This is a genomic window from Bacteroidota bacterium (assembly GCA_037133915.1).
Lineage (GTDB): Bacteria > Bacteroidota > Bacteroidia > Bacteroidales > CAIWKO01 > JBAXND01.
On record JBAXND010000011.1, the window covers coordinates 35,874 to 56,451 of the forward strand.

Consider the following 20,578-nt stretch of genomic DNA (forward strand, 5'->3'; position numbering starts at 1 on the left):
ATAAAAAAAAGTATCCTTAATTATTGAGTTGCAGGATGAATTGCAAAAAGAAAGCAAGCGGGTTTTCGGTCATTTGTTATACTTTTGGTATTCAATTAAAAGATTTGGAAGAACTCCGTCCTATAACAGACTGGCTGCCGGTAACCCGTGAAGAGATGGACCGGCGTGGCTGGAAACAGGCCGACGTGATTATCGTATCGGGGGATGCTTACGTGGATCACCCGTCGTTTGGGCATGCTGTAATAGCGCGCATCATAGAACACGAAGGTTTCAGGGTAGCGATATTGCCACAGCCAAACTGGCGCGACGACCTTCGTGATTTCAAAAAACTCGGTCGCCCACGCCTGTTCTTTGGTGTTACGGCGGGCTGCATGGACTCCATGGTAAATCATTACACGGCAGGTCTGCGCCTCCGCTCCGACGATGCATATACTGCAGGCGACAAATCGGGATTCAGACCTGATTACGCCACCTATGAGTACACACGAATTCTTAAACAAATATTTCCTGAAACGCCTGTTATTATTGGCGGCGTTGAGGCTTCGCTTCGAAGATTCACGCATTACGATTACTGGTCTGATACCCTAAAGCCATCGGTATTGGCGGAAAGCAAAGCCGATATGCTCATTTATGGCATGGGAGAACAAGCCATCATACAGGTGGTTCATGCATTGGCCGGTGGCAGCAAAATAGAGGAATTGAACAATCTTCCGCAAACGGCATTTCGCATTTCAAAAGCAAAAAAGCATTGTTTACACTATGCAGAAGAAACGCTGGAATTGCCATCGCACGAGCAGTGTGTAAAAGATAAAAAAGCGTTCGCGGAAAGCTTTCGCATTATTGAAACAGAGTCGAATAAAATGATTTCGGCCAGGCTGATTCAGGATTCAGACAGTTTCAGTATTGTGGTAAATCCGCCTCTTATGCCCATGAATGAATCCACGCTGGATGCCTCATTCAGCTTGCCATACACACGTTTGCCTCATCCGCGTTACAAAAAAAGAGGCAGCATTCCGGCATGGGAAATGATAAAATTTTCTGTTACTATTCATCGCGGATGTTTTGGCGGATGCAGCTTTTGCACCATTTCCGCACACCAGGGTCGCTTCATTGCCAGTCGTTCGGAAGCATCCATCATCCATGAAATTGAAGAAATAAAGAAAATACCCGGCTTTACGGGCAACCTCACCGACCTTGGCGGACCCAGCGCGAACATGTACCGCATGAAAGGCACGAATATCAACCAATGTATGAAATGCAAGCGCCCGTCGTGTATATACCCTGCCAACTGCCCCAACCTGAATGATGATCACGGCCCACTGACAGCTCTTTACAAACGGGTGCAGGCACTGCAGGGCATCCGAAAAATATTTATTGGCAGTGGAATCCGCTACGACATGATTACTGGGAAAACTGCGGCAGAAAACAAAAAAGGAAATTATTCCGCTTATGCGAAACAGGTAATTGCACATCATGTTTCAGGAAGGTTAAAAATTGCTCCTGAGCATTCGTCGGACCATGTGCTGAAACTTATGCGTAAGCCATCGTTCAAGCTATTCAAAGAGTTTACTACTGAGTTTGAAAAAATATCTTCTCAGCACGGACTCCGCCAACAGATTGTCCCCTATTTTATTTCTTCGCATCCCGGGAGCACACTTGCCGATATGGCAGAATTAGCGGCACAAACCAAAGAACTGGGCTACAGGCTGGAGCAGGTGCAGGACTTCACACCTACGCCCATGACGCTTGCCTCGGTAATGTTTTATACAGGCATAGACCCATATACGGGAGAAAAGGTGTATTCGGCGCGTACGCGCGACGACAAAAATGATCAGAAAAGTTTTTTCTTCTGGTACAAAAAAGAAAATTCGGAAAAACTCCGTTTTCTGCTGAACCGAATCAACAGACCGGATATTGCACGGAAATTATTAATGAAAAGGCAGTAATATTGAGTTTCGGCGTTTCGATGCGTCGGTCGACGGACTCAACGACTAAAACTCTATAACTAGAATTTTACCGGCTGCAGGCTAACTTTAAGCAAATTCTGATTGCCTTCAATGATATTACGGTTGCTGAAGTTATATCCAAGTTCAACAAAAACAGGTCCGAGCCCTGCATACACGCTCCCTGCGAGAATAACCATATTATTAAGACTTCCGTCAATATCATTCCTGTTGCGGTATTTCGCATCAAAGGCATTGTATAAAACTCTTCCGCGTATGCCCATCCTGTAAAGGTTTCCAATCATAATCTCACTTTTATTGGAAAGCAACCTTAAATCAAAATCCAGATTCACCTGAGCGCCCAGTCCCGGATTGTAGATGAATGAATTCATGCGTGTAACATCTGCGTAGACAGTAATTGAACTGTTCAGCAAAAAATAATTTCTGTTCGCATCCGTAAAGGGAGCGTAGATGAGCGGCCGATTAAAATTCACGCTGAAATTTCCGCCACCGTTCATCATTTTTCGGATAGCGAGGCTTTTGTATGAAGCAGAAGAGTCAGACTCAATATCTGATTGTGTAATCTGTGAGCCCAGGCTAAATCGTCCGATGCTCACGCCGGGTGTAAGCGAAAAAACCTCAACATAAAAAGAGTTGGAATTGATAGAATCGACTGAAAGCGAAACCGAAGTGTACTGCAATTCCTTCAATGCATAGCTTGCATTTTCGCCGTAGCCGTTGAATACATCGCGCAATTGGCCGCGCCCGCTGAACGGGAAGAAGCCGTATTTCAAATCTGAGCTGTAGCCACGTGTTTTCTCAGGATCCTTATTCATCATGAAACTCTGGGCATGCGAAGTCCAGGCTGCCACAATAAAGATGGAAAGAATAATACATTTCCTCATAATCATTTAATTTTGGACGTGCATATCCGAAACATGAAAAATACACGTTAATTATCGTTAATTTTAATTAATTATCGTTACTTATCTTTTGTGTACTTTTTGATGATGGCATCGAACTCCGGCATATTCCTGATATTCTCAAGGTCGCTGTCTATTTTGGCATGCTCAAGATTGTCGTAGCCTTTTTCAAAAGCTTTTGAAAGATTTTCCAATGCTTTTTGCTTATCGCCATTCAAGGAATAATAACAGGCAAGATTGTAATAATTCCATGGTTCGGCGGGATCTTTTGCCATTGCAAGCATAAATAAATCAAGCGATTTTTTGGTTTTACCGCTTTTCAGATACGTATAACCGAGTCCCTGATAACCGAAATATTTATCGGGATACAGCGCAACATATTGCTTGTAATATTTTTCAGAATTATCATAATCTTTGAGATTACTCAAATACACCTGTCCGATGGTATAATTGAGGTAGTTGTAGCTTGTGTCGTATTTCATGGCATTCACATAGCCTTTTATCGCTTCCTGATATAAACCCATTGAAACCTGCAGGTCAGAAAGAGCTTTCCATGCTTTGGAGTACGAAGAGTCTATATCAATTGCCTTGTAGTAGTTTTTCACGGCATTGACGGTGTCCAATAAGGCAGCATTGCAATTGGCTATGTCGAGGTAGATTCCTTTATAACCGGCGTCATATTCTTTGTATTTATTATAGGCACGCATAGCATCTTCATATTGAAAATTATAATAATACGCATTGCCCAAATCAATCAGCACATCTTTATCGTCGGGAAAATATTTCATGTATTTAAGGTATGATTCAATGGCATTGGGGTAATAGGCCAAATCATAACAATATAAATCGCCGAGTTTATAATTTACTTTGTGAGCCGTGCTGTCTTTCTCAAGTGCGAGCAGGTACATGTCGCGGGCACCATCCAGATCTTTGTTCTTTTTGTACACCCGTGCCATTTCAATATATGCATCGCTGTAGGCAGAGTCGATAGATAAAGCCTTGCGAAACATTTTCATGGCCTCACTCTCATTATTCAGCATATAGTAACACTGTCCGGAATACAACCAGGCTTTTTTATACGTCGGGTCTTTTGCCACAATGGATTGGTAATACTTGAGTGCTTCTGTGTAGTTATCCATGGTATAGTATGCATTACCAACGTTAAGCGGACCAATCGGTGAATCGGGTTTGTATTCGGTATAACGTTTATAGTATTCTATACCCTTTTCATATTCGCTCAGTTCATACACATAAATGCTGCCGATACTGGTAAGAAGAAAATTATAGGAAGTATCGCCACGAAGTGCTCTATCATAGTAGTACAGCGCCGAATTGAAATCTTTTTTATTTTCATACACAAGTCCCAGATGATACAACGCACTTTTCTTGTTTCCTTCAATTTTCAGCGCAGCTTTAAGCGATTTTATAGCATTGTCATAATCTTTCAGTTTATCGTAAGCCGCACCCTGATTAGATTTAAAATCGGCGTTGTAATCGTCGCAGTCTACCGCTTTTGTAAAATATTCAAGCGCTTTTTGATATTGTTCCTGATCGTAATAAATCCATCCTTTGTTGTTCCATGCTTTGCAGTAATCAGGTTTGTATTTCAGGCATAAATCCTGAAATTCTTCGGCTTTTTTGTAGTCATGTTTATCATAAAATGCGAGACCCAGATTGTAATACGGCTCAGGCATATCGATTTTGTATTCAATCGCTTTGTAATAATATTTACTGGCTGAATCAGGCAAGTTTTGCGCATCGTAGAGCGTTCCGATATTATTCATCGGGTAGGCCCATCTAGGAGCCAGATCAAGCGTTTTCATATACGCTTTGTAGCTGGCATCATAATCTTTAAGATTATAATACGCTGACCCCATCAGGAACCATCCAAACGCTGCATCGGGTTCAAGTTTTAAGCCTTCCTGCACAATTTTAATTCGTTCATTATAATCCGTTTCATAAACGCCCCCTTTCAGAAACAGGAACCGGGCTTTGATATGATTGTAAAGGATGTACGATGAATCAATAATATTTAAAGCATATTCCAGCTCTTTGTAGCCTTGATCAATATTCAGGCTGTCGGGTATTTCTTTTCCTTCCACATAAAGATTAATCAACGTCTGAGCTTTATCCTGCAACGCCGCCAGTAACGAGCGTTTCATGTTATTTATAACCTGATCGGCTTTTTCATTGTCTTTGAGTTTCTCGTAGATATCCCAGGCACAGCCCAGAGTTGAATCGGCATCCACCAGAATATCTTTTCTTATACATTCCTGAAACGTGTTGTAAGCTTTGAGCACCGTGCTATCCAGACCTTCCGTTATTTTATCATCAAAACCTTTAAACGCGAGTGCGCCGGATGTTCCGCCACCGGAGGCTTCTTCGCGCCTCATCTGTGCAACTGTAGCAGTATCAACGTAGGAAATTACTGAAGCCAAATCGCCGGCGATATAGGGATTCTGGACAAATTTGGTTTCGCGCGGAATATTCTGTGACAAGTAAATGAACAGTTCGGAAACCGTAACCTGACCATTATTATTCATGTCGGCAAGTCCTTTGATACCACGCAATAAATAATAAGTAAACACCCCACCGCCGGGTCCCCATTTTTTATCTTCATAAGAAAGTTCACCCGCCTGTGATGACAGAATTTTTGTAATATTTTGCCATTGTTCCTGCAGTGCAGAAGCAGTCATTTTTACGCCTTCCATCCCACCGGCAAGCTTACCTGAGCGGCATGCGTCGGTAATAAGAATAACCTTGCATTTGTTTTTCTGTGCCAGCGTTACCAAATAATCCTGCAGGTAGTTCAGCCCAATTGTTCCGCCCGACATGTAGGCCGCCTGCGGGGCGTCATATCCTAATAAAAAGCCATTTTGCCTGATTGTTTTTGTTTCCAGATCACCGTGTCCGGAGAAGTAAAAAATCACCTCATCGCCTTCTTTAGAAATATCAACGAGGGCATCGAGTGCCGAATAAATGCGCGCGGCAGTAGCTTTATCATTCAGCAGCAGCATGATATTATTTGAATCGACAGAACCGCCGGCGGGCGAAATCAGATAGCGATAAAACTGAAGTGCATCGGTATGTGCATACGTTAGCTTCTGGACATTCTTATAGTTCGAAATGCCAATAATTATTGCTCTGGTAACACCGGTTGATGAAGAACCGTTGCTCACAATTTTAGTAATACCCTTTTCTTGCGCCACCATTGCAAACGGCAGCAGAAAAATCATCACGATGAACACAGATATTTTTTTGAGCATGGCAATAATTATTTAGAGTTCAAACACACCAAAATACTAATACCAAAGAGCGACTTTCCATTTATTTTCATCATTTCCGGCAAAGGAAATCCGTTTAACATCGGGATCTTCTTTGTAGCGTCCTTCTCTGGAAAGATACAAATCCAGCGCGCCGAGCGATGCAGTGAGCCGAAGAGCCACACCTAAATCTCCCAGAGATTTTATGCGCCACATTGATTTAAATTTTTCCGAATCATAGCCGGCAGCTACGATCTGATATTTTCCGTATGAAATATTTTCACCGCGGAGTCTGGTTCCTTTTTCGCCCTGCGCCATTTTGTCTTTTGCAGTATAATCGGTTTGTCCGAATTCGATATATACTTTGTCGTCCTGCGCTGAAAGTTTTACATTATCGGGTGTTTTTTCAATCGCATAGTACGCTATTGCCTGCGATTTCTGAGGGTTGAGTTCTTCAGTAACAAACTCCACAACTTGTGTAGTAGCGCCATTTTTTAAAGTGAGCTTCACTTTGTCGCCGGGTTTCAGATTCTCAAATTCGCCAAGTGCTTCTTCAATTTTACGAATTTCAGTATTCCCGATTTTCACGACTTTATAACCCACATAATTTTTCAAAACGGCCTCAGCCGGAGAGCCAGGCAACACACCTGAAAGCACCGGAATGCTGTCGGTGAGCGACCATCCGTCACTTGAAAACAGCGCATCAACCGCATTGTAATCATACATTTGAGAAAGCTCAATGCCGATGTAAGCACGTTTTACGCGACCGTTATTAGCAATAATATTATCTACCAAACGACTGCTGAGGATTCCTTCGAGGGCAAAATTAATTTGCGGCTGCCAGAGCGATTCGCCTCCAACTTCCGCAAACGCAATTTGCGAATTTATGCCGACTACCAGGCCTTTTTCATTGATTAGCGGACCGCCTGAGTTGCCCCAGATAACAGTGGCAGTACTTTGGATGAATCCGAATTTCCCGGTGATGCCATCGCGAACACGATTTTTAGCACTGACGATGCCATCGGAAACTGTGTAAGGATATTCGCCCAGAGGATTGCCTATAGCAAAAACTTTTTCTCCGATACGGGGCTCTTTGGTTGAAAAAGCAACGGCTTTCACCTCAGCACCGGGAGTTTTCACAAATTCAAGGACGGCAATATCATAAAATGAATCGCCCCCAATAACTTTGCCTTCGTACTTCGTGCGGTCAATGGTATAGATAAAAACACTGCCCGCTGTTTCCGATGCATTTTCAATAACATGCGCATTGGTAATCACATATTTTTTTCCGTTCTTTTCAATCACGAAGCCCGAACCCGAACTTTTTGAACCAGTGAGATCGAGTATTTTTTCATATGCGATATCGGCTTCCTGCCCACGAAATCCGAGTATCTGCTTAGTGTCTTCCGTTTTTTCTACCGAAACCGTAACTACAGATGCAAGTACGTTCTCAAGAATATCGGACAACGTAAGCTGGGTTTGAGTGTAACCCGGAATCACCACTGTGAAAAGCAATGCAACTAGCACAAAAATCTTTTTCATAATCGTTATTGTTATTTTAAGGTTTATCAGAAATTATTTCTTCTCTTTACTTTTGAGTGAAAACTTTTGAAGCGTCCACGTAGCCGGAGTTGCGTTTGGAGTAATTCCGCGTGCGCCCGTCCCAACATCGTTGATTAGATTATCGAGAGCACCGCCTCCACGTGTTCCTTCGCGTGTTACCACACCTTCACAGTTGAATGCCTGAAAATTATTGATGGGGTCATCGGTTGCAATCATAAAATAGCTGTCGATACCATATGGCTTTCCGATGGTGAAATTAATATTGCCCAAGGGAATTTCCGATTCATAATCATACACCTTGGTTGGTAATTTATTACCTTCATTACCTGTATTCTGCTCAGGAAAAATTTGTTGTGTCTTTCCGTCAACATCAATAGCAAACACGTATATATAGCGACTTTTGCCGTCCCACATTTTCAATTTTTCCTTGTTTGTAACCAATACCATTTTAAACTGTTCGCCGCCAATAACGGTTCCATCGGTGATGTAGGCATTTGTTGCCATATTTTTCAGAGCGAGTGAAAACGGGAAGCTTCCGTCATTGGGCGGTCCGCTCAGGTTAAGCCATGCATTTATTTTACCAAGTCTCAGCGCAAAGAGTGAAAGCTGGTTGCCGATTTCACTAATGGAAGCCGCATCTTTAACTGCAAGCCAATCGGTTTTTACCGGTAATGTGGACTGGAACGCTGTGTCTTTAACAGTAAGGTTAGGCCTAATCCACGCGTACTTCACAACATTGTCAACGTATCGTCCCACCAGAATATAATTCGCGGCAAGTGCATCCTGAGTTATTTCGATTGCTGTGTTTGATGTACCTGCACCTATCTGGAGGCTTTTAATCAATTCCTGTGATGGGGGTAACTGAAGGTATACTAAGCCGCCTTTAGCTATTTTTTTTGAAACGGATTCCGGGTTGGGATCTTTTCCAATCTCATCAATTTTACCATTTGGGCCGCACAGTTTCCACGAATTATTAAAGTACTGGATGATGTATGTTGGCGCTTGCTCCGTTGGGTCGGTTATCCATGTAAAATCTTTATTGTTGGCCAGTGCCGAAAGCTTTTGAGCTGTTTTCAATATGTCAGCATAAGTAAACGCACTGGAAGGAAACCAAACCTGCAGGTTGGGTGTGCTGGGGCTGCTCCAGACAACCACTTCAAAAAGATCGCCTGCCTTGATATTTGAAATATCGCCGCTTACCATCTTTGCTTTACTTTTTGAAAGTCCGCTTACCTCAGTAATCACAATTTTTTCCATCGGATTATTGGCGCCTGATTTTTTAAGTTCGCACTTTTCATTCAGTCCGACTGCCCAACCACCCTGCAATTCAATGGTGCCATCACTGTTTGTTTTCATCACGGCCACCATTGTTTTTCCTTTGGTTACCGAAAGGTCTTCGCCAAATAATCCCTGACTACGACGTTGCTGGTTACCGCCGATTACGGGCTCCTGAGTATTGCCGTTGGCCTGCATGATTGCTTTTATCCTCAGAAAAATAACCTCCGCCGCTTCATTAACCGACGAGGAACTCAATGCCTTGATAAGCGCAACCGTAAATGCGCCGTGAGGATTTCCATTATCATCTTTTGCTTCTTTGGCAAGCTGTTCGGGCTGTGCAGCAGATAATACAAGTGCACCGCGATCTTCAGGAAGCTGCGGACTTGAAGCATCTTTAGCATCTACTTCACTTCCGTTAATGTGGCGTGTTTTAGCAACATCTGGAACCGAATTGCCGCGCGCAATAGAACCGCTGTGACAGCTATCAAATATCAGCGTTAAAATGGCACCTTTATCAATAAGTTTATTGAAAATGGCAGCAAATTCTTTATCGCGAATATCAATCATATCGGCAGGAACAATGGTTTCATCGTACTTATCGCCGGATGCTTCAGTCGAAAGTGAATTATAAACCTGTGAACCATGACCGGCATAGTAAATAAATATTATATCGCCTTTTTTGGCGTTATCTATAAGCTTTTGAAATTCGGCAATGAGCCGTTCACGTTTCGCATCCTGATTATAAACGGTTGTGATATTTTTCTCTTCAAAGCCAAAGCGTCCTTTTATTATTTCTTTTATAGCTTCAGCATCGTTCACACAACCATCCAGATTAGTCCATCCCCCGCGGGTACTTGCCAACTGAGGATCGGCCGGTTTATACATATCAATACCAATAATCAGGGCTGTTTTGGTTTGTGCTGTGGCAACCTGCAGCCCGGCAAAACAAAGGGCAAGCACTATTATCGCTGAAAATGTTTTACTTCTTGTCATGATTTCAGTAATTAGTTTATTAAATCAAATAAAAACTCTTTTGACCTGAACTATATTTAATACAACTGTTCGGTAAAAAGTAACCTCACTGTGAAAGTTAACAAAAATATAAAAAAAAGACTGGGTAATCAAGTATTGAAGGGAAAAGTATAATTAAAATACTCATCAACACAGCGAAAATACTGTTGTTTGCTTTGCTGTTGCAGAGTCGGGACTTTCAACTGTTAAATATCAGTCGTGCTTCAACAGTCACTTATGAGCATATGTTAAAAAGGCACGACCAAAACTGTCGTGCCTTTTTCCTGTTTAACAAAACCCTGTTATTCCCACAAATTCCATGTGTATTCATACTGGCAATCGAAAGTTGTAGGTCCCCATGTATATGTTCCGCCCACAGATTTGCCGTAAGCTTTGGTAGAGCCGGGATAAGCATAGGTGTAAGCTGTGGCATAAGCAGCAATGGTTCCCATCCAGTCACCGTCGATGTAAATATCAACTGCATACGGTGTGTAATTATTAATGTAAACATAGCAGAGTTCTCCTCTTGCTTTTTCTTTCATTGGGGCCTTGCTGTCGCCCACCGGCTTTTCGGTTTTGATGTTTGCATCGGCGCCGCGCGATTTTTCGTAAACTTTGGCGTTTTCTTTGATTTCTTTTTTCACTTTTACCTGTGCCTGAACAGGAGCAAACAGTGAGCCGGCAAATGCAATGAGTGCAACTAAAACTAACTTTTTCATACTTCTTGGTTTTTGGTTAATAATTGTTTTATTTATCGATTTAAATTTTCAGGTGTTGATTTATTAGTAAATAATTCAACCCTGAAAAAGGTAACCGCACATTTAAAAAAATATCAAATAAATTATGAATGCCCTAATTGGTGGTCATTTCAGTTAAACTAAAAAATCAAGAAAAATATTTCGGGTGCGTATTTTCAAAAACCAGACCAAAAAAAAACCGTCGCATAAGCGGCGGTTTTTACAATTATTTTTACAACGTTTATTCCCAGAGATTCCAGGTATATTCGTAAGCACAATCGAAGGTGGTGGGTCCCCATGTATAGGTACCGCCAACTGATTTGCCATAAGCTTTTGTAGAGCCGGGATAAGCATAGGTATAAGCTGTTGAATATGCAGCTATAGTTCCCATCCAGTCGCCGTCAATGTAGATATCAATTGCATATGGTGTGTAATTGTTAACATAGATATAGCAGAGTTCGCCTCTTGCTTTTTCTTTCATGGGAGCTTTGGTGTCACCAACCGGCTTTTCTGATTTAATGTTTGCATCGGCGCCACGGGATTTTTCATAAACTTTCGCATTTTCTTTGATTTCTTTTTTCTGTTTCACCTGTGCTTGAACAGGGGCAAACAATGAACCTGCGAATGCGATCAGAGCAATTAAAATTAATTTTTTCATGTTGTTTAGGTTTTGGTTAATAGCTATTATTGAATTATTGATTGTTAAAATGATTGATAAAATTTACAATGCAAAGGTAAGCTGTCGAATTAAAAAAAATGCTTCAGGAGGCAAATATAATAATTATTTGTTAACGCAAAAATTTGTTAATTACAAGAACCGGACAGTTTACATTATATGCTGATTTTTATATTATTCGCTAAAAAAAGAAATAACGCGGATCAAAAATTCAAAGACAATCGTTATTATTTCATCACGAAAAACGCGAATGATATGGTAATCAGAAGGCTAACAAACTTATTACAAATAGCACAATCATTCTACATACAAAACACAAAGCTGAATTCGCAATGTTTCGCATATGTTAATTTTAGACTTGTTAATGTGGTTTTCCTATTCATTTCATAAAAACATGATATAGTTCATCTTTAAAAAATTCTGCAAGGCTTCTTGCTAATTAAATCAAACATATTGGATAAAAAGGAGCATGAGAAGCACAAGAGATAGAAATCAATTCACACCTCAAAGCCTTCCCAAAACTTAGTAAAACACTAACTTTGTGCCGGACAAATAAAAAACCTTTTCATGTTTTACGAAATCCTTATCTCATTATTAACATTAGTCTCACTTGAAGTAGTTTTAGGTATTGACAATATTGTTTTCCTTTCTATTCTGTCGGGGAAGCTACCGGCACACCAACAAAAAAAAGCAAGACGATACGGCCTTGTTTTAGCTATGTTTCTGCGGCTTGGGTTGCTATCTGTTATTTCATTGGTGATGCAGCTTAAGTCAGATTTGTTCACAATTTTCGGACAGGGCATTTCGGGTAAGGATATCATATTAATTCTGGGCGGCTTATTTCTTCTGTACAAAAGCGCTACAGAAATCTATCACAAGATGGAAGGAAAAGATGCCGTTGCACAAATGAAGTCGAGTCGTGCGGTTAGCTTTGCGAGCGTACTTGCGCAGATTCTCATAATGGATATGGTATTTTCTATTGATTCTATCGTAACTGCCATTGGAATGGCGAAGGTAGTATGGGTTATGTTTGCAGCCGTAGTCATTTCAGTAGTAATAATGTTGTTTGCGGCAGAACCCATCAGCAAATTTGTAAATACGCATCCGGCCTTTAAAATGCTGGCATTGTCATTTCTTTTTCTCATTGGTTTTGCATTGCTTGGTGAAGGATTTGGACTCGAGATTCCGAAAGGCTACATTTATTTTTCAATGGCTTTTGCTTTGTTAGTAGACTTATTACAGATGCGGATGAATAAGAACCATCATCCGCAAATAAAACCGGATGGCAAAGAATCTGATTCAAAATCGTGATGCAATAACCGCCAGAAGCGGTTAAATAACCGGCAGATTATTGCAGACAGATAAATAATTTATCGAATTCGGCTTGGAACAATCAAGATGTTCAAAATGCTTTTTCAGTGGCTTTGTGTATATTTGTGGATAATAAAAATTGAAAATCCAGTAGAATTAAAAACTGATACTCTCCGTTTCTAAAAAAATATTTTAAAATAGCGGGTACTTTTTAACCGCGAAACCTATACACCCATGAATCAACTGAATGAAGAAAAGTTAATTGATGATTTCAGAAAGCATGACATCGGGTCGCTTAAATTTCTTTACCAGGAGTACCGTAAAGATTTTGTCAAGTGGGCATCTTTCAAATACACTATTGGTGAGGAAGAAGCTGCAGATGTTTATTCGGATGCAGTTATCGATGTCTACCATAACATTGTAAACGGGAGATATCAGAAGTCAAGTAATGCATCCCTGAAGTCATATTTGTACGAGGTTGGTAAGAATAAAATATTGAATATTCTGAATAAAAACAGGATCTCTGAAACACACTTAAAAATAATATACAGCCGGTCCGACAGTTCTTATAATCTTGAAACAGGCAAAAATGCCGAAATGGTGGAGAAAGTTAAAGAGCTGATGAACTTGATAGATCAGAAATGCAGAAAGGTACTAACACTTTATTATTTTCACAGCCTTTCAATGGATATGATTGCGAAAGAAATGGATTTTAAAAATGATGATGTTGCAAAAAATAAAAAATTAAAATGTTTTAAACGACTGCAGGCATTAGTTTTTGAACGATTCAAAAGAACTGATTTTTTTGAATAAAACTACGGTTTATGGAAATGGAACTACACGATATTTTTGATAATTTCATCGGCGGTAAAATGGACGCAGCCCAACATGCGGAATTTGAAGCACGACTGGAAGGTGACGAGCAGTTCAGGAAAGAGTATGTCCGTCATATCTGTATGGTCGAAGGAATAAGCCAGTATGAAAGAGAGCGCCTGAAACTATTTCTCGCCGGAAACAAGACGGACAGTAACGAAAAAAAAGGGGGACCAACACGTTCATTAAAAATTCTTTTTGCAATTGCAGCCGTGCTGTTCCTGTTGCTCATCCCCAGTTTTGTCATTTACAAAAATATTCGATTCCCGATAAGAATTTACAAACAGTTTTATTATGATGACCCCGGATTGCCAGTAGTAATGGGCACTTCAAAAAATCACCTGCTTGACGAAGCCATGATTGAGTATAAGGATAAAAATTATACCGTTGCTCAGGCTAAACTTGAAAACATCGCTTCGCAAACACCGGCTACCGATACGCTCAATTATTATCTTGGCATATGTTACCTGCAGTCTAATCAATCAGAAAAAGCTATCAGCACGTTTATACAGATAACGAATGTGGCATCGCCTTACTATTACTTATCAAAGTATTATACAGGTCTTGCATACATTAAATTGCGTGATTATTCTCAGGCTCAGGACGCTCTGACCGAAGTATTGAAATGTGGTGATTGCTTTATTGCTTCGAAAGCCAAAGCACTGATAAAAGAATTATAGTTCTATAAAAAAGCCCCGTAACATAATAGTTAACGGGGCTTTTCCTGACAAGGTATTATTAGCTTTTCTTTGCCTTTTTGGCGTCCCTTTTTTCTTTCAGGGTCTTGGTCGCTTTTTTCTTGTCTTCTTTTTTAACGGTTTTTTCTTTTCCCATGGTACATTCTATTTAGGTTAGACTCACTTATTTCTGATTGTAAAATTACACAAACCTTTTTGATTTCGTACCCTGTCGCCTTCTAAAAATAACAAATATCGAAAAAGAGATTGCGATAAACAAAACAGCTGAACCTAAAACCAGCGTTTTGGGCAGGGCCCGTCGTTCACTTTCAAAAGTAAATGGGCGACAATCGCCACTAGCAAGCAGCCCTGCCCAATAATAAGGATCGGCGCCGATTTCGTTGGCAGCTTCAAGGTAGGTCAATTGTGCATGCTGCAGAGCCCTGTCAATGGAAATGCCTTTCTGTAATGCTGTATAAAAATTCAGCATCAGTTGGTTCGTTGCCTTTTCATCTACTTCCCACAACGTAAAAATAAGCGAAGGACAACCGGCATAGCTAAATCCCATAGAAATACCTGAAATGCCATCGCATCGGCGAAAGGTTCCAAAACCTGTCCGGCAACTGGCAAGCACCACCAACGATGCTTTTGCATTCGTCCCCACCAAATCATACGCATAAAGATAGGCATCACGCTTGAGCGTATCTCCGACAATTTCTTTGGCAAAAACAATTCTTGAATTCATTGCATCATCATCATTAAACAGCGTATGTGCTGCAATATGAATAATGCCCTGTTCAGAAAAACTTTTTCGAAAAGCGCTAATATTGGCGCTTTCGCCGAGATAAAAATTACCTCTGAACATTTTCTTAAGTTCACCTGCCAACTCGCCTGACCAGCGTTGCTCAGACAATTGTGAATACACAGAATCAGGTTGTGTTGTTCTAATTCTATTTGATTTTGCTTTCAGACTTTCATTATACAAAGGCGCCAAAAAGTGAAAGGAAGGCTTTGTGCGGCTTTCGGAACGGTACATATTCAAAATTAAAGCCGTAGCAGAAGGAGAATACGAAAATGAGAAATACCGTACAAGATAATCGAGACTTTTATAGTCGGATTTTTTCTCTTCTTTAGCACGCGTCAGGCATCCGAAAGGAAGGTAGCTCAGCAAGCCGTCGGGGACAACAATAACGCGGCTGAGGCCACTGAGAATAAGTTCAGCGGGTTTGAACAAAAGGTCATATAAACGTGAGGAATATTTCCTGAATCTCATAAAATCATGCCCGATAATTGCCTGCTGGAAGGATAATATCAAGCTGTCAGGGCAGTCTTTCCGCGAAGTTCTGATGATAGCTTCCTGCTTGCCTGTAATTATAAATAGATAGATTGTAGAGTCACCACAAAAATATTCCATAAGTGCAGAAGAATCGCCGATAAGTTGTTTTCGGACATTATCGGCAGCCGTAAAATCACGGCGGTTCATCATCCCAAGATAGGCAGGATACTTATTGTAAATGTAACACGAAAGCGAGTCGTTGCGCTGCTGAAGAGATGCCAGAGTATCGTTAATTTTTTTCAGGCAGGCCGCATCCGATGCCGATGATTTCATATGCGCATAGCGCAGCTGACACTTTTCAAGGTCGGCTGAAAGCCCGTTAAACTTATCAGATAACCACTTCGGAACTCCAGCCATAGCGGTCGCACCGGAATTCCGCAAGGCTTCAACCACACGCAAATTCTTACTTTTCTCGGCAAGTATGAAGGCCTGGTCAAAGTAATCCTTCTTGCCATTAACAGCGTACATTCTATATGCAATTGAAATTGCATGTTCATACACCGGAAAAACAAAACGTGATAGTGTAATCCGTGACCCGCTGTTCCTGAATTCCATTAAGAGTGTATCAACAAATCCAATCACATTCATTTCTGCAGCAAACGAAAATTCCAGAAATCCGGGTGAACAAAGAGATGCAGAAGGTAACAGCTTCATTGCCGAAAGGTAATAGTTGAATGCATTCAGATTTCGGCCGGCCGATTTTTCACTGGAAGCAAGCTCCTGCAGATGCAATACCTTCTGCTGCACATCAAGTTCAGATGAGCGCCATGCTACAGCCTTACTCTGCGGAAATGCCACGCAAGGAAAAACAAAAATCGCAATGAATAATATTATTTTTGCAAACCTGCCCATAGTGAAAGTAAAAGTAGGGCTTTAATTTGTCATGAGCAAGCAATCATTATCGCTATTGCCTTTGTTTCTGATTTCAATTTTATATACGCCTGTATTCTTCGGATTGAAGGTGCTGTAACATTTATCCGAGCGTCCTTTATCTGACACAATCAACGCACCTTTATCGTTGTAAATATAAAGGTCCACCATTTCCGATTTGTAAGGAATAACAAATACTTCAGCAATTTCATTTCCATTGAATGTTGTTGTCAGGGTGACTGAAGCATTCTTTTTTACGGTATATTCCTGAACAAACGGACTGTATTTCCGTCCCCGGTCTTTTGAATTCACAGCCAGTAACTTTTGCTGAACCCGCTCAATAAGATTTTTAATCAGGGTATCATTTCCACTCATAGATAAGGCATCATTTAGTAAGCCGGGGATGTCTGTTAATTTATTCTGTCTGCCGTGAGTATAAGTGTTGATGCTGTCATTGTTTTCATTTGAAGGCTTGAATTGCCCGGCGGCAGGGTGATCTGCCAATATCATCGCTGCCGATATCAGCACAACGGGTTGTTTTGTCTCATATCCATATTTAATCATCTGATAAGCCAGTGCCACATATCCTGCTTCATCGCGGAACACGCCACTATCCTGAGCACGACAAGCGCCCAGCCAGACTATCATTATCAACACTGTGATTGTTATTCTTTTTCGCATTCTCAATTACTATTTCAAATATTTTTTCGCTTCCGTTGTTTTGCCGGTGCGTGCAAGAAAAAGCGCATACATATTACTGTATCCCGCATTATCCGGAGCAAGCGCTATTGCACGAAGATAACAGGCTCCGGCTTCATCATATAAATTATATTTTTCATAAAAAGAAGCCAAAACAATCTGATTCATATCTTCCGGTAAATTAAGTCCTGCCTTGAGTTCCGTAAGTTGCTGTTCCATCTGGGATTGTTCGTCGGAAGGCATCACTCTGAAGGAAAACCGTGCACAGTTAGGATCTCCTTCAGGATAAACCGTCCAATAATAGGTACTGCCCGGCTTCAGGAAAAATGAAGATGCGGAAATAGTCAGGTCAACCTTTTCGGAATAAATTTTCAACAATTCGGGACCACCGTCATCGGTATTGTACAGAACGAATTCGTATCGTCCGGAAGAAGCCGGCTCCCAGTCGAACCGTATTTCGCCCGAGTCAATAGCAGAGCCAAAAGGCGGATTTACCATAATGGGCTGACGGCAGCCTCTGTTCACGACACCTTTATCGCGCATATGCGAACGGCTGTACTCATCAAGGTCGGAATGTTCGGAATTGAGTTCTTCCCAAACATATGAAAGGTAAGCCGAAACAACACTTTTGTCGGGATTGGAATTGACTGAAGATAGCAATTCACTAACCAGATACGTTTTTGCAACATTTAACTTCACCGAAGCTCCGCTTTTGTGAATCAGAACCAGTTCTGCTCCTGCAGACAATTTGACCCTGTCGCCTTTGTTCAGTGCACCACCAACGGCAGAAATAACAACTGGTGTTTTTGGTCTGGCAGCAGTATATATTTCTGAGGTTCCTTTAAAATAGAAAATCCTGAAATCAGCATCCTGCGCCTTCACAGGAATGACCAGAAAAATGGATACGACAATTAACAATAGAGTTCTCATGCAATAGCCAATTTTAATGTTGTGCCGAAACATAATAGGTTTTATATCCATATTTTTTATGAAGCCATTTCACCAAAGCATCATAAAAATAAAGCAAATCAACAGACAGTATGACCGGAATAAGAATCAATCCGGTCTCTACTTTGTAATTAAAATCAGCGTACAGCCACAGCGAAATTCCAACAATGATAAATGAAGTGATTAACTGAACCACTTTAAAAAATATATGAAACCAAATGTGGCGGTGAACATAATAATGAATGAAGAAAAACATGTGGATGTAACAGATTACAAAGGCGACAATTATCAATAGCCAGAATGGCATTTCGTTTATGTAGCTTCCGGCAAGCATCATTGAAACAATATTGGCGTGAATAAGCTGTCCATACATATCGGGAAATGAGCGTCCGCTGTACTTTGCATTCATCGGAGTAAAGTGAGAATCTTCCAGTACCTGGGTGCGTGTATCGGGACCTAAAAAGCCTAAAATGACAATCTTTCCACGTATCACAGCGAGGTTACCGTTTGTATCATTTATCTCACCGGCATCAAAAACGATGAAGTTATCGCGCCGGCCGGTGTAGTTAATGACTTCAACTTCGTTATCCCGTTTTTCAAACTTCTCAGAAGCGTCAGCACTGAATTTTTTAACAATTTCTGCAGCGAAGCAATTATATTTTTTCCCTTCAAATTCTTCAGATGGGCGAACATAGCGCACCGTGCTTTCGGGATCTGCCGAAACAAAATTTACAAATGCGTTTTGCTTTCCCGCACTAAAATAAGGGTGCGAAGTACGCATCAAATCGAACGCAGCGTTCAATTCAAGCTTGGAATAATCAAAATAGCTTGCCAGTACAAGATTTTTTGTTTTTGCAAAGGCATTGGCAAGCAGTGTATCACCGGCATTTCCTTTGAGTTTTTCAAAAGTAATATCAACGGCCACAACCGCCGGTTTGTACCGATTGATAATATTCAATTGTTTTGCAATACCAGCCCGTCCTAAATTTCCAACATTTACAAGCACAATATTCGTATCCGAAAGTTGCACACTGCCGTTATGTTCGCTTTTTCGAAGCTGAGAATAAATAAGATCTGTCATTTCGAAATCCTTGAGGGATTGACTTAACGGATTAAGAAAATGAATATTAAAAATGAACAGTTTCAACAGAAACATAAACAAAAACACAAAAAGGGTTGAAAAAAGTACATCTTTATGAAAAAAGAGCTTCATACTTTAATTATTACTTTATTAAGATAACACCATTTATAAATCTTGTGGCTCAATGGTAAGCGAATTTCTAAAAAAACATTCCATTATTTGCCAATATGAATTTTTTCTCCAAGATATTTTGGCTGTGCATTGGTTACATATAAATCGATGAAAACTTTGACACGGGCGAACAATTCACGTACATTTGTTTTGAATCCCGAATAAGTTTTAACATCCCGCGCATTGAGCGCTATTGCGTCAATGCCATAATGCCTTGCAATAAAAACAGCGCGTTCATTCTGAAATTCCTGACTGATAACGGTGAATTGCTGCTGCCCAAAAATTTCTTTGCATCGCAACATTGAATCCAACGTCCGAAATCCGGCATAATCCAGATAAATAGCATCTGAAGGAACGCCCAGCGCCATCAGTTGAATTTTCATGGCGCGTGGTTCATTGTAATAATCAGAACCGTTGTCGCCACTCAAAATAATGTACTTTATTTTACCTGATTTATACAACTCTGCCGCCGCCTCAATTCTGAATTTAAAAAACAGATTTTCGAAGCCGTGGGCTGTATTTTTACTGGTACCAAGCACAATGCCCACGGAATTTTCAGGAATTACGGCTGTGTCGTCATATAGAAAAGGTGCTGAATAAAACAGAATTCTAAAATTACAGTATAAGACAATTCCTGCAATTAAAAAATAGCATAACAATGTAAGCCGCAACAAAATCGTGAGCCACCTGCGGAGTTTACCATTCTTCCCAACCTTGAAGCCGTCTGTTCCTGAAAAGCATTTATACGTTTTTCGATAATAAAGACCAGCATTCCAAAAGCGGAAAGCCGAGAAAAGAAGAGGAATTCCCATGGCAATATAAAAAGTACCAAGATTATCCATGTTGAAAAAATGCGCTGTTCTCAGCACTATTCCGCATGAAATCATCAATGCCATTAACAAATAACTGCGCAGGTCGAAAAAAGAAAAGGCAGAGGGTTTTTCCTGATTAAGAAGAAAAATTCGTTTAAGGTGTTTATGAGAAACCCTTGAAAATAAAATAATGTAAAACAATATTCCGCCAGTAATCCCGGTAAAAATATGAAGGATAATAAGGTATTGCACATCGTCAGATTGCCATCCAAGACCTTTCCAAAGTAGCATTCCTCCGGCAAATGTCCATACCAACGCAGCAACAAAGACAAGATATTTCTTCGGTATTCTAAGTTTCAATGTGTCCCAAAAACTCATCTGTGCATGCGATTATAATAAAATAAAA

The 20,578-nt window shown here is 40.7% G+C and carries 15 protein-coding genes; 4 read left to right on the forward strand and 11 right to left on the reverse strand.

Features of this window, described 5'->3' with window-relative positions; genetic code table 11:
• The first annotated feature begins 35 nt into the window (after window positions 1-35).
• Window positions 36-1,946, forward strand: a complete 1,911-nt coding sequence (locus tag WCM76_05575; GenBank protein MEI6765091.1) for a YgiQ family radical SAM protein — start codon at window positions 36-38, stop codon at window positions 1,944-1,946.
• Between the two features lie 59 nt (window positions 1,947-2,005).
• Here WCM76_05575 and WCM76_05580 read toward each other — a convergent pair whose 3' ends face one another.
• The 6 genes from WCM76_05580 to WCM76_05605 all read right to left on the reverse strand — a co-directional run bounded on the left by WCM76_05580 (window position 2,006) and on the right by WCM76_05605 (window position 11,376).
• Window positions 2,006-2,848, reverse strand: a complete 843-nt coding sequence (locus WCM76_05580; protein MEI6765092.1) for a hypothetical protein — start codon at window positions 2,846-2,848, stop codon at window positions 2,006-2,008.
• Between the two features lie 77 nt (window positions 2,849-2,925).
• Window positions 2,926-6,132 carry a tetratricopeptide repeat protein gene (locus tag WCM76_05585; protein MEI6765093.1) on the reverse strand — a complete coding sequence of 1,069 codons (3,207 nt, stop codon included), beginning with the start codon at window positions 6,130-6,132 and terminating at the stop codon, window positions 2,926-2,928.
• Between the two features lie 36 nt (window positions 6,133-6,168).
• Window positions 6,169-7,671 carry a trypsin-like peptidase domain-containing protein gene (locus tag WCM76_05590; protein MEI6765094.1) on the reverse strand — a complete coding sequence of 501 codons (1,503 nt, stop codon included), beginning with the start codon at window positions 7,669-7,671 and terminating at the stop codon, window positions 6,169-6,171.
• A gap of 33 nt (window positions 7,672-7,704) precedes the next feature.
• Window positions 7,705-9,963 (reverse strand): caspase family protein, encoded by a 2,259-nt coding sequence (locus WCM76_05595; GenBank protein ID MEI6765095.1) that lies wholly within the window; start codon window positions 9,961-9,963, stop codon window positions 7,705-7,707.
• Window positions 9,964-10,283: 320 nt separating this feature from the next.
• Window positions 10,284-10,700, reverse strand: a complete 417-nt coding sequence (locus tag WCM76_05600) for a hypothetical protein (protein ID MEI6765096.1) — start codon at window positions 10,698-10,700, stop codon at window positions 10,284-10,286.
• A gap of 259 nt (window positions 10,701-10,959) precedes the next feature.
• A complete protein-coding gene (locus WCM76_05605) occupies window positions 10,960-11,376 on the reverse strand; it encodes a hypothetical protein (GenBank protein MEI6765097.1) in 417 nt (138 codons plus the stop codon).
• 585 nt (window positions 11,377-11,961) lie between these two features.
• Here WCM76_05605 and WCM76_05610 point away from each other — a divergent pair.
• The 3 genes from WCM76_05610 (at window position 11,962) to WCM76_05620 (ending at window position 14,258) form a co-directional block, all read left to right on the forward strand.
• Window positions 11,962-12,705 (forward strand): TerC family protein, encoded by a 744-nt coding sequence (locus tag WCM76_05610; GenBank protein MEI6765098.1) that lies wholly within the window; start codon window positions 11,962-11,964, stop codon window positions 12,703-12,705.
• A 234-nt stretch (window positions 12,706-12,939) separates the two neighbouring features.
• Window positions 12,940-13,518, forward strand: coding sequence for a sigma-70 family RNA polymerase sigma factor (locus tag WCM76_05615; GenBank protein MEI6765099.1), 579 nt, complete (start codon window positions 12,940-12,942; stop codon window positions 13,516-13,518).
• Between the two features lie 11 nt (window positions 13,519-13,529).
• Window positions 13,530-14,258 carry a tetratricopeptide repeat protein gene (locus tag WCM76_05620; GenBank protein MEI6765100.1) on the forward strand — a complete coding sequence of 243 codons (729 nt, stop codon included), beginning with the start codon at window positions 13,530-13,532 and terminating at the stop codon, window positions 14,256-14,258.
• A gap of 199 nt (window positions 14,259-14,457) precedes the next feature.
• On the opposite strand, the gene WCM76_05625 is transcribed toward WCM76_05620, so the two are convergent.
• The 5 genes from WCM76_05625 to WCM76_05645 all read right to left on the reverse strand — a co-directional run bounded on the left by WCM76_05625 (window position 14,458) and on the right by WCM76_05645 (window position 20,550).
• On the reverse strand, window positions 14,458-16,443 hold the full coding sequence (locus WCM76_05625) for a CHAT domain-containing protein (protein MEI6765101.1): 1,986 nt from the start codon (window positions 16,441-16,443) through the stop codon (window positions 14,458-14,460).
• A 21-nt stretch (window positions 16,444-16,464) separates the two neighbouring features.
• Entirely contained in the window at window positions 16,465-17,142 is a 678-nt protein-coding gene (locus tag WCM76_05630; GenBank protein MEI6765102.1) for a hypothetical protein, read from the reverse strand.
• A 9-nt stretch (window positions 17,143-17,151) separates the two neighbouring features.
• Window positions 17,152-18,090 (reverse strand): tetratricopeptide repeat protein, encoded by a 939-nt coding sequence (locus tag WCM76_05635; GenBank protein ID MEI6765103.1) that lies wholly within the window; start codon window positions 18,088-18,090, stop codon window positions 17,152-17,154.
• A 13-nt stretch (window positions 18,091-18,103) separates the two neighbouring features.
• The gene (locus WCM76_05640) at window positions 18,104-19,189 is read right to left on the reverse strand and encodes a CHASE2 domain-containing protein (protein ID MEI6765104.1); all 1,086 of its coding nucleotides are present in this window, start codon (window positions 19,187-19,189) and stop codon (window positions 18,104-18,106) included.
• Window positions 19,190-19,404: 215 nt separating this feature from the next.
• Window positions 19,405-20,550: an ElyC/SanA/YdcF family protein gene (locus WCM76_05645; GenBank protein ID MEI6765105.1), complete on the reverse strand. Its 1,146-nt coding sequence runs from the start codon at window positions 20,548-20,550 to the stop codon at window positions 19,405-19,407.
• Window positions 20,551-20,578: the final 28 nt, after the last annotated feature.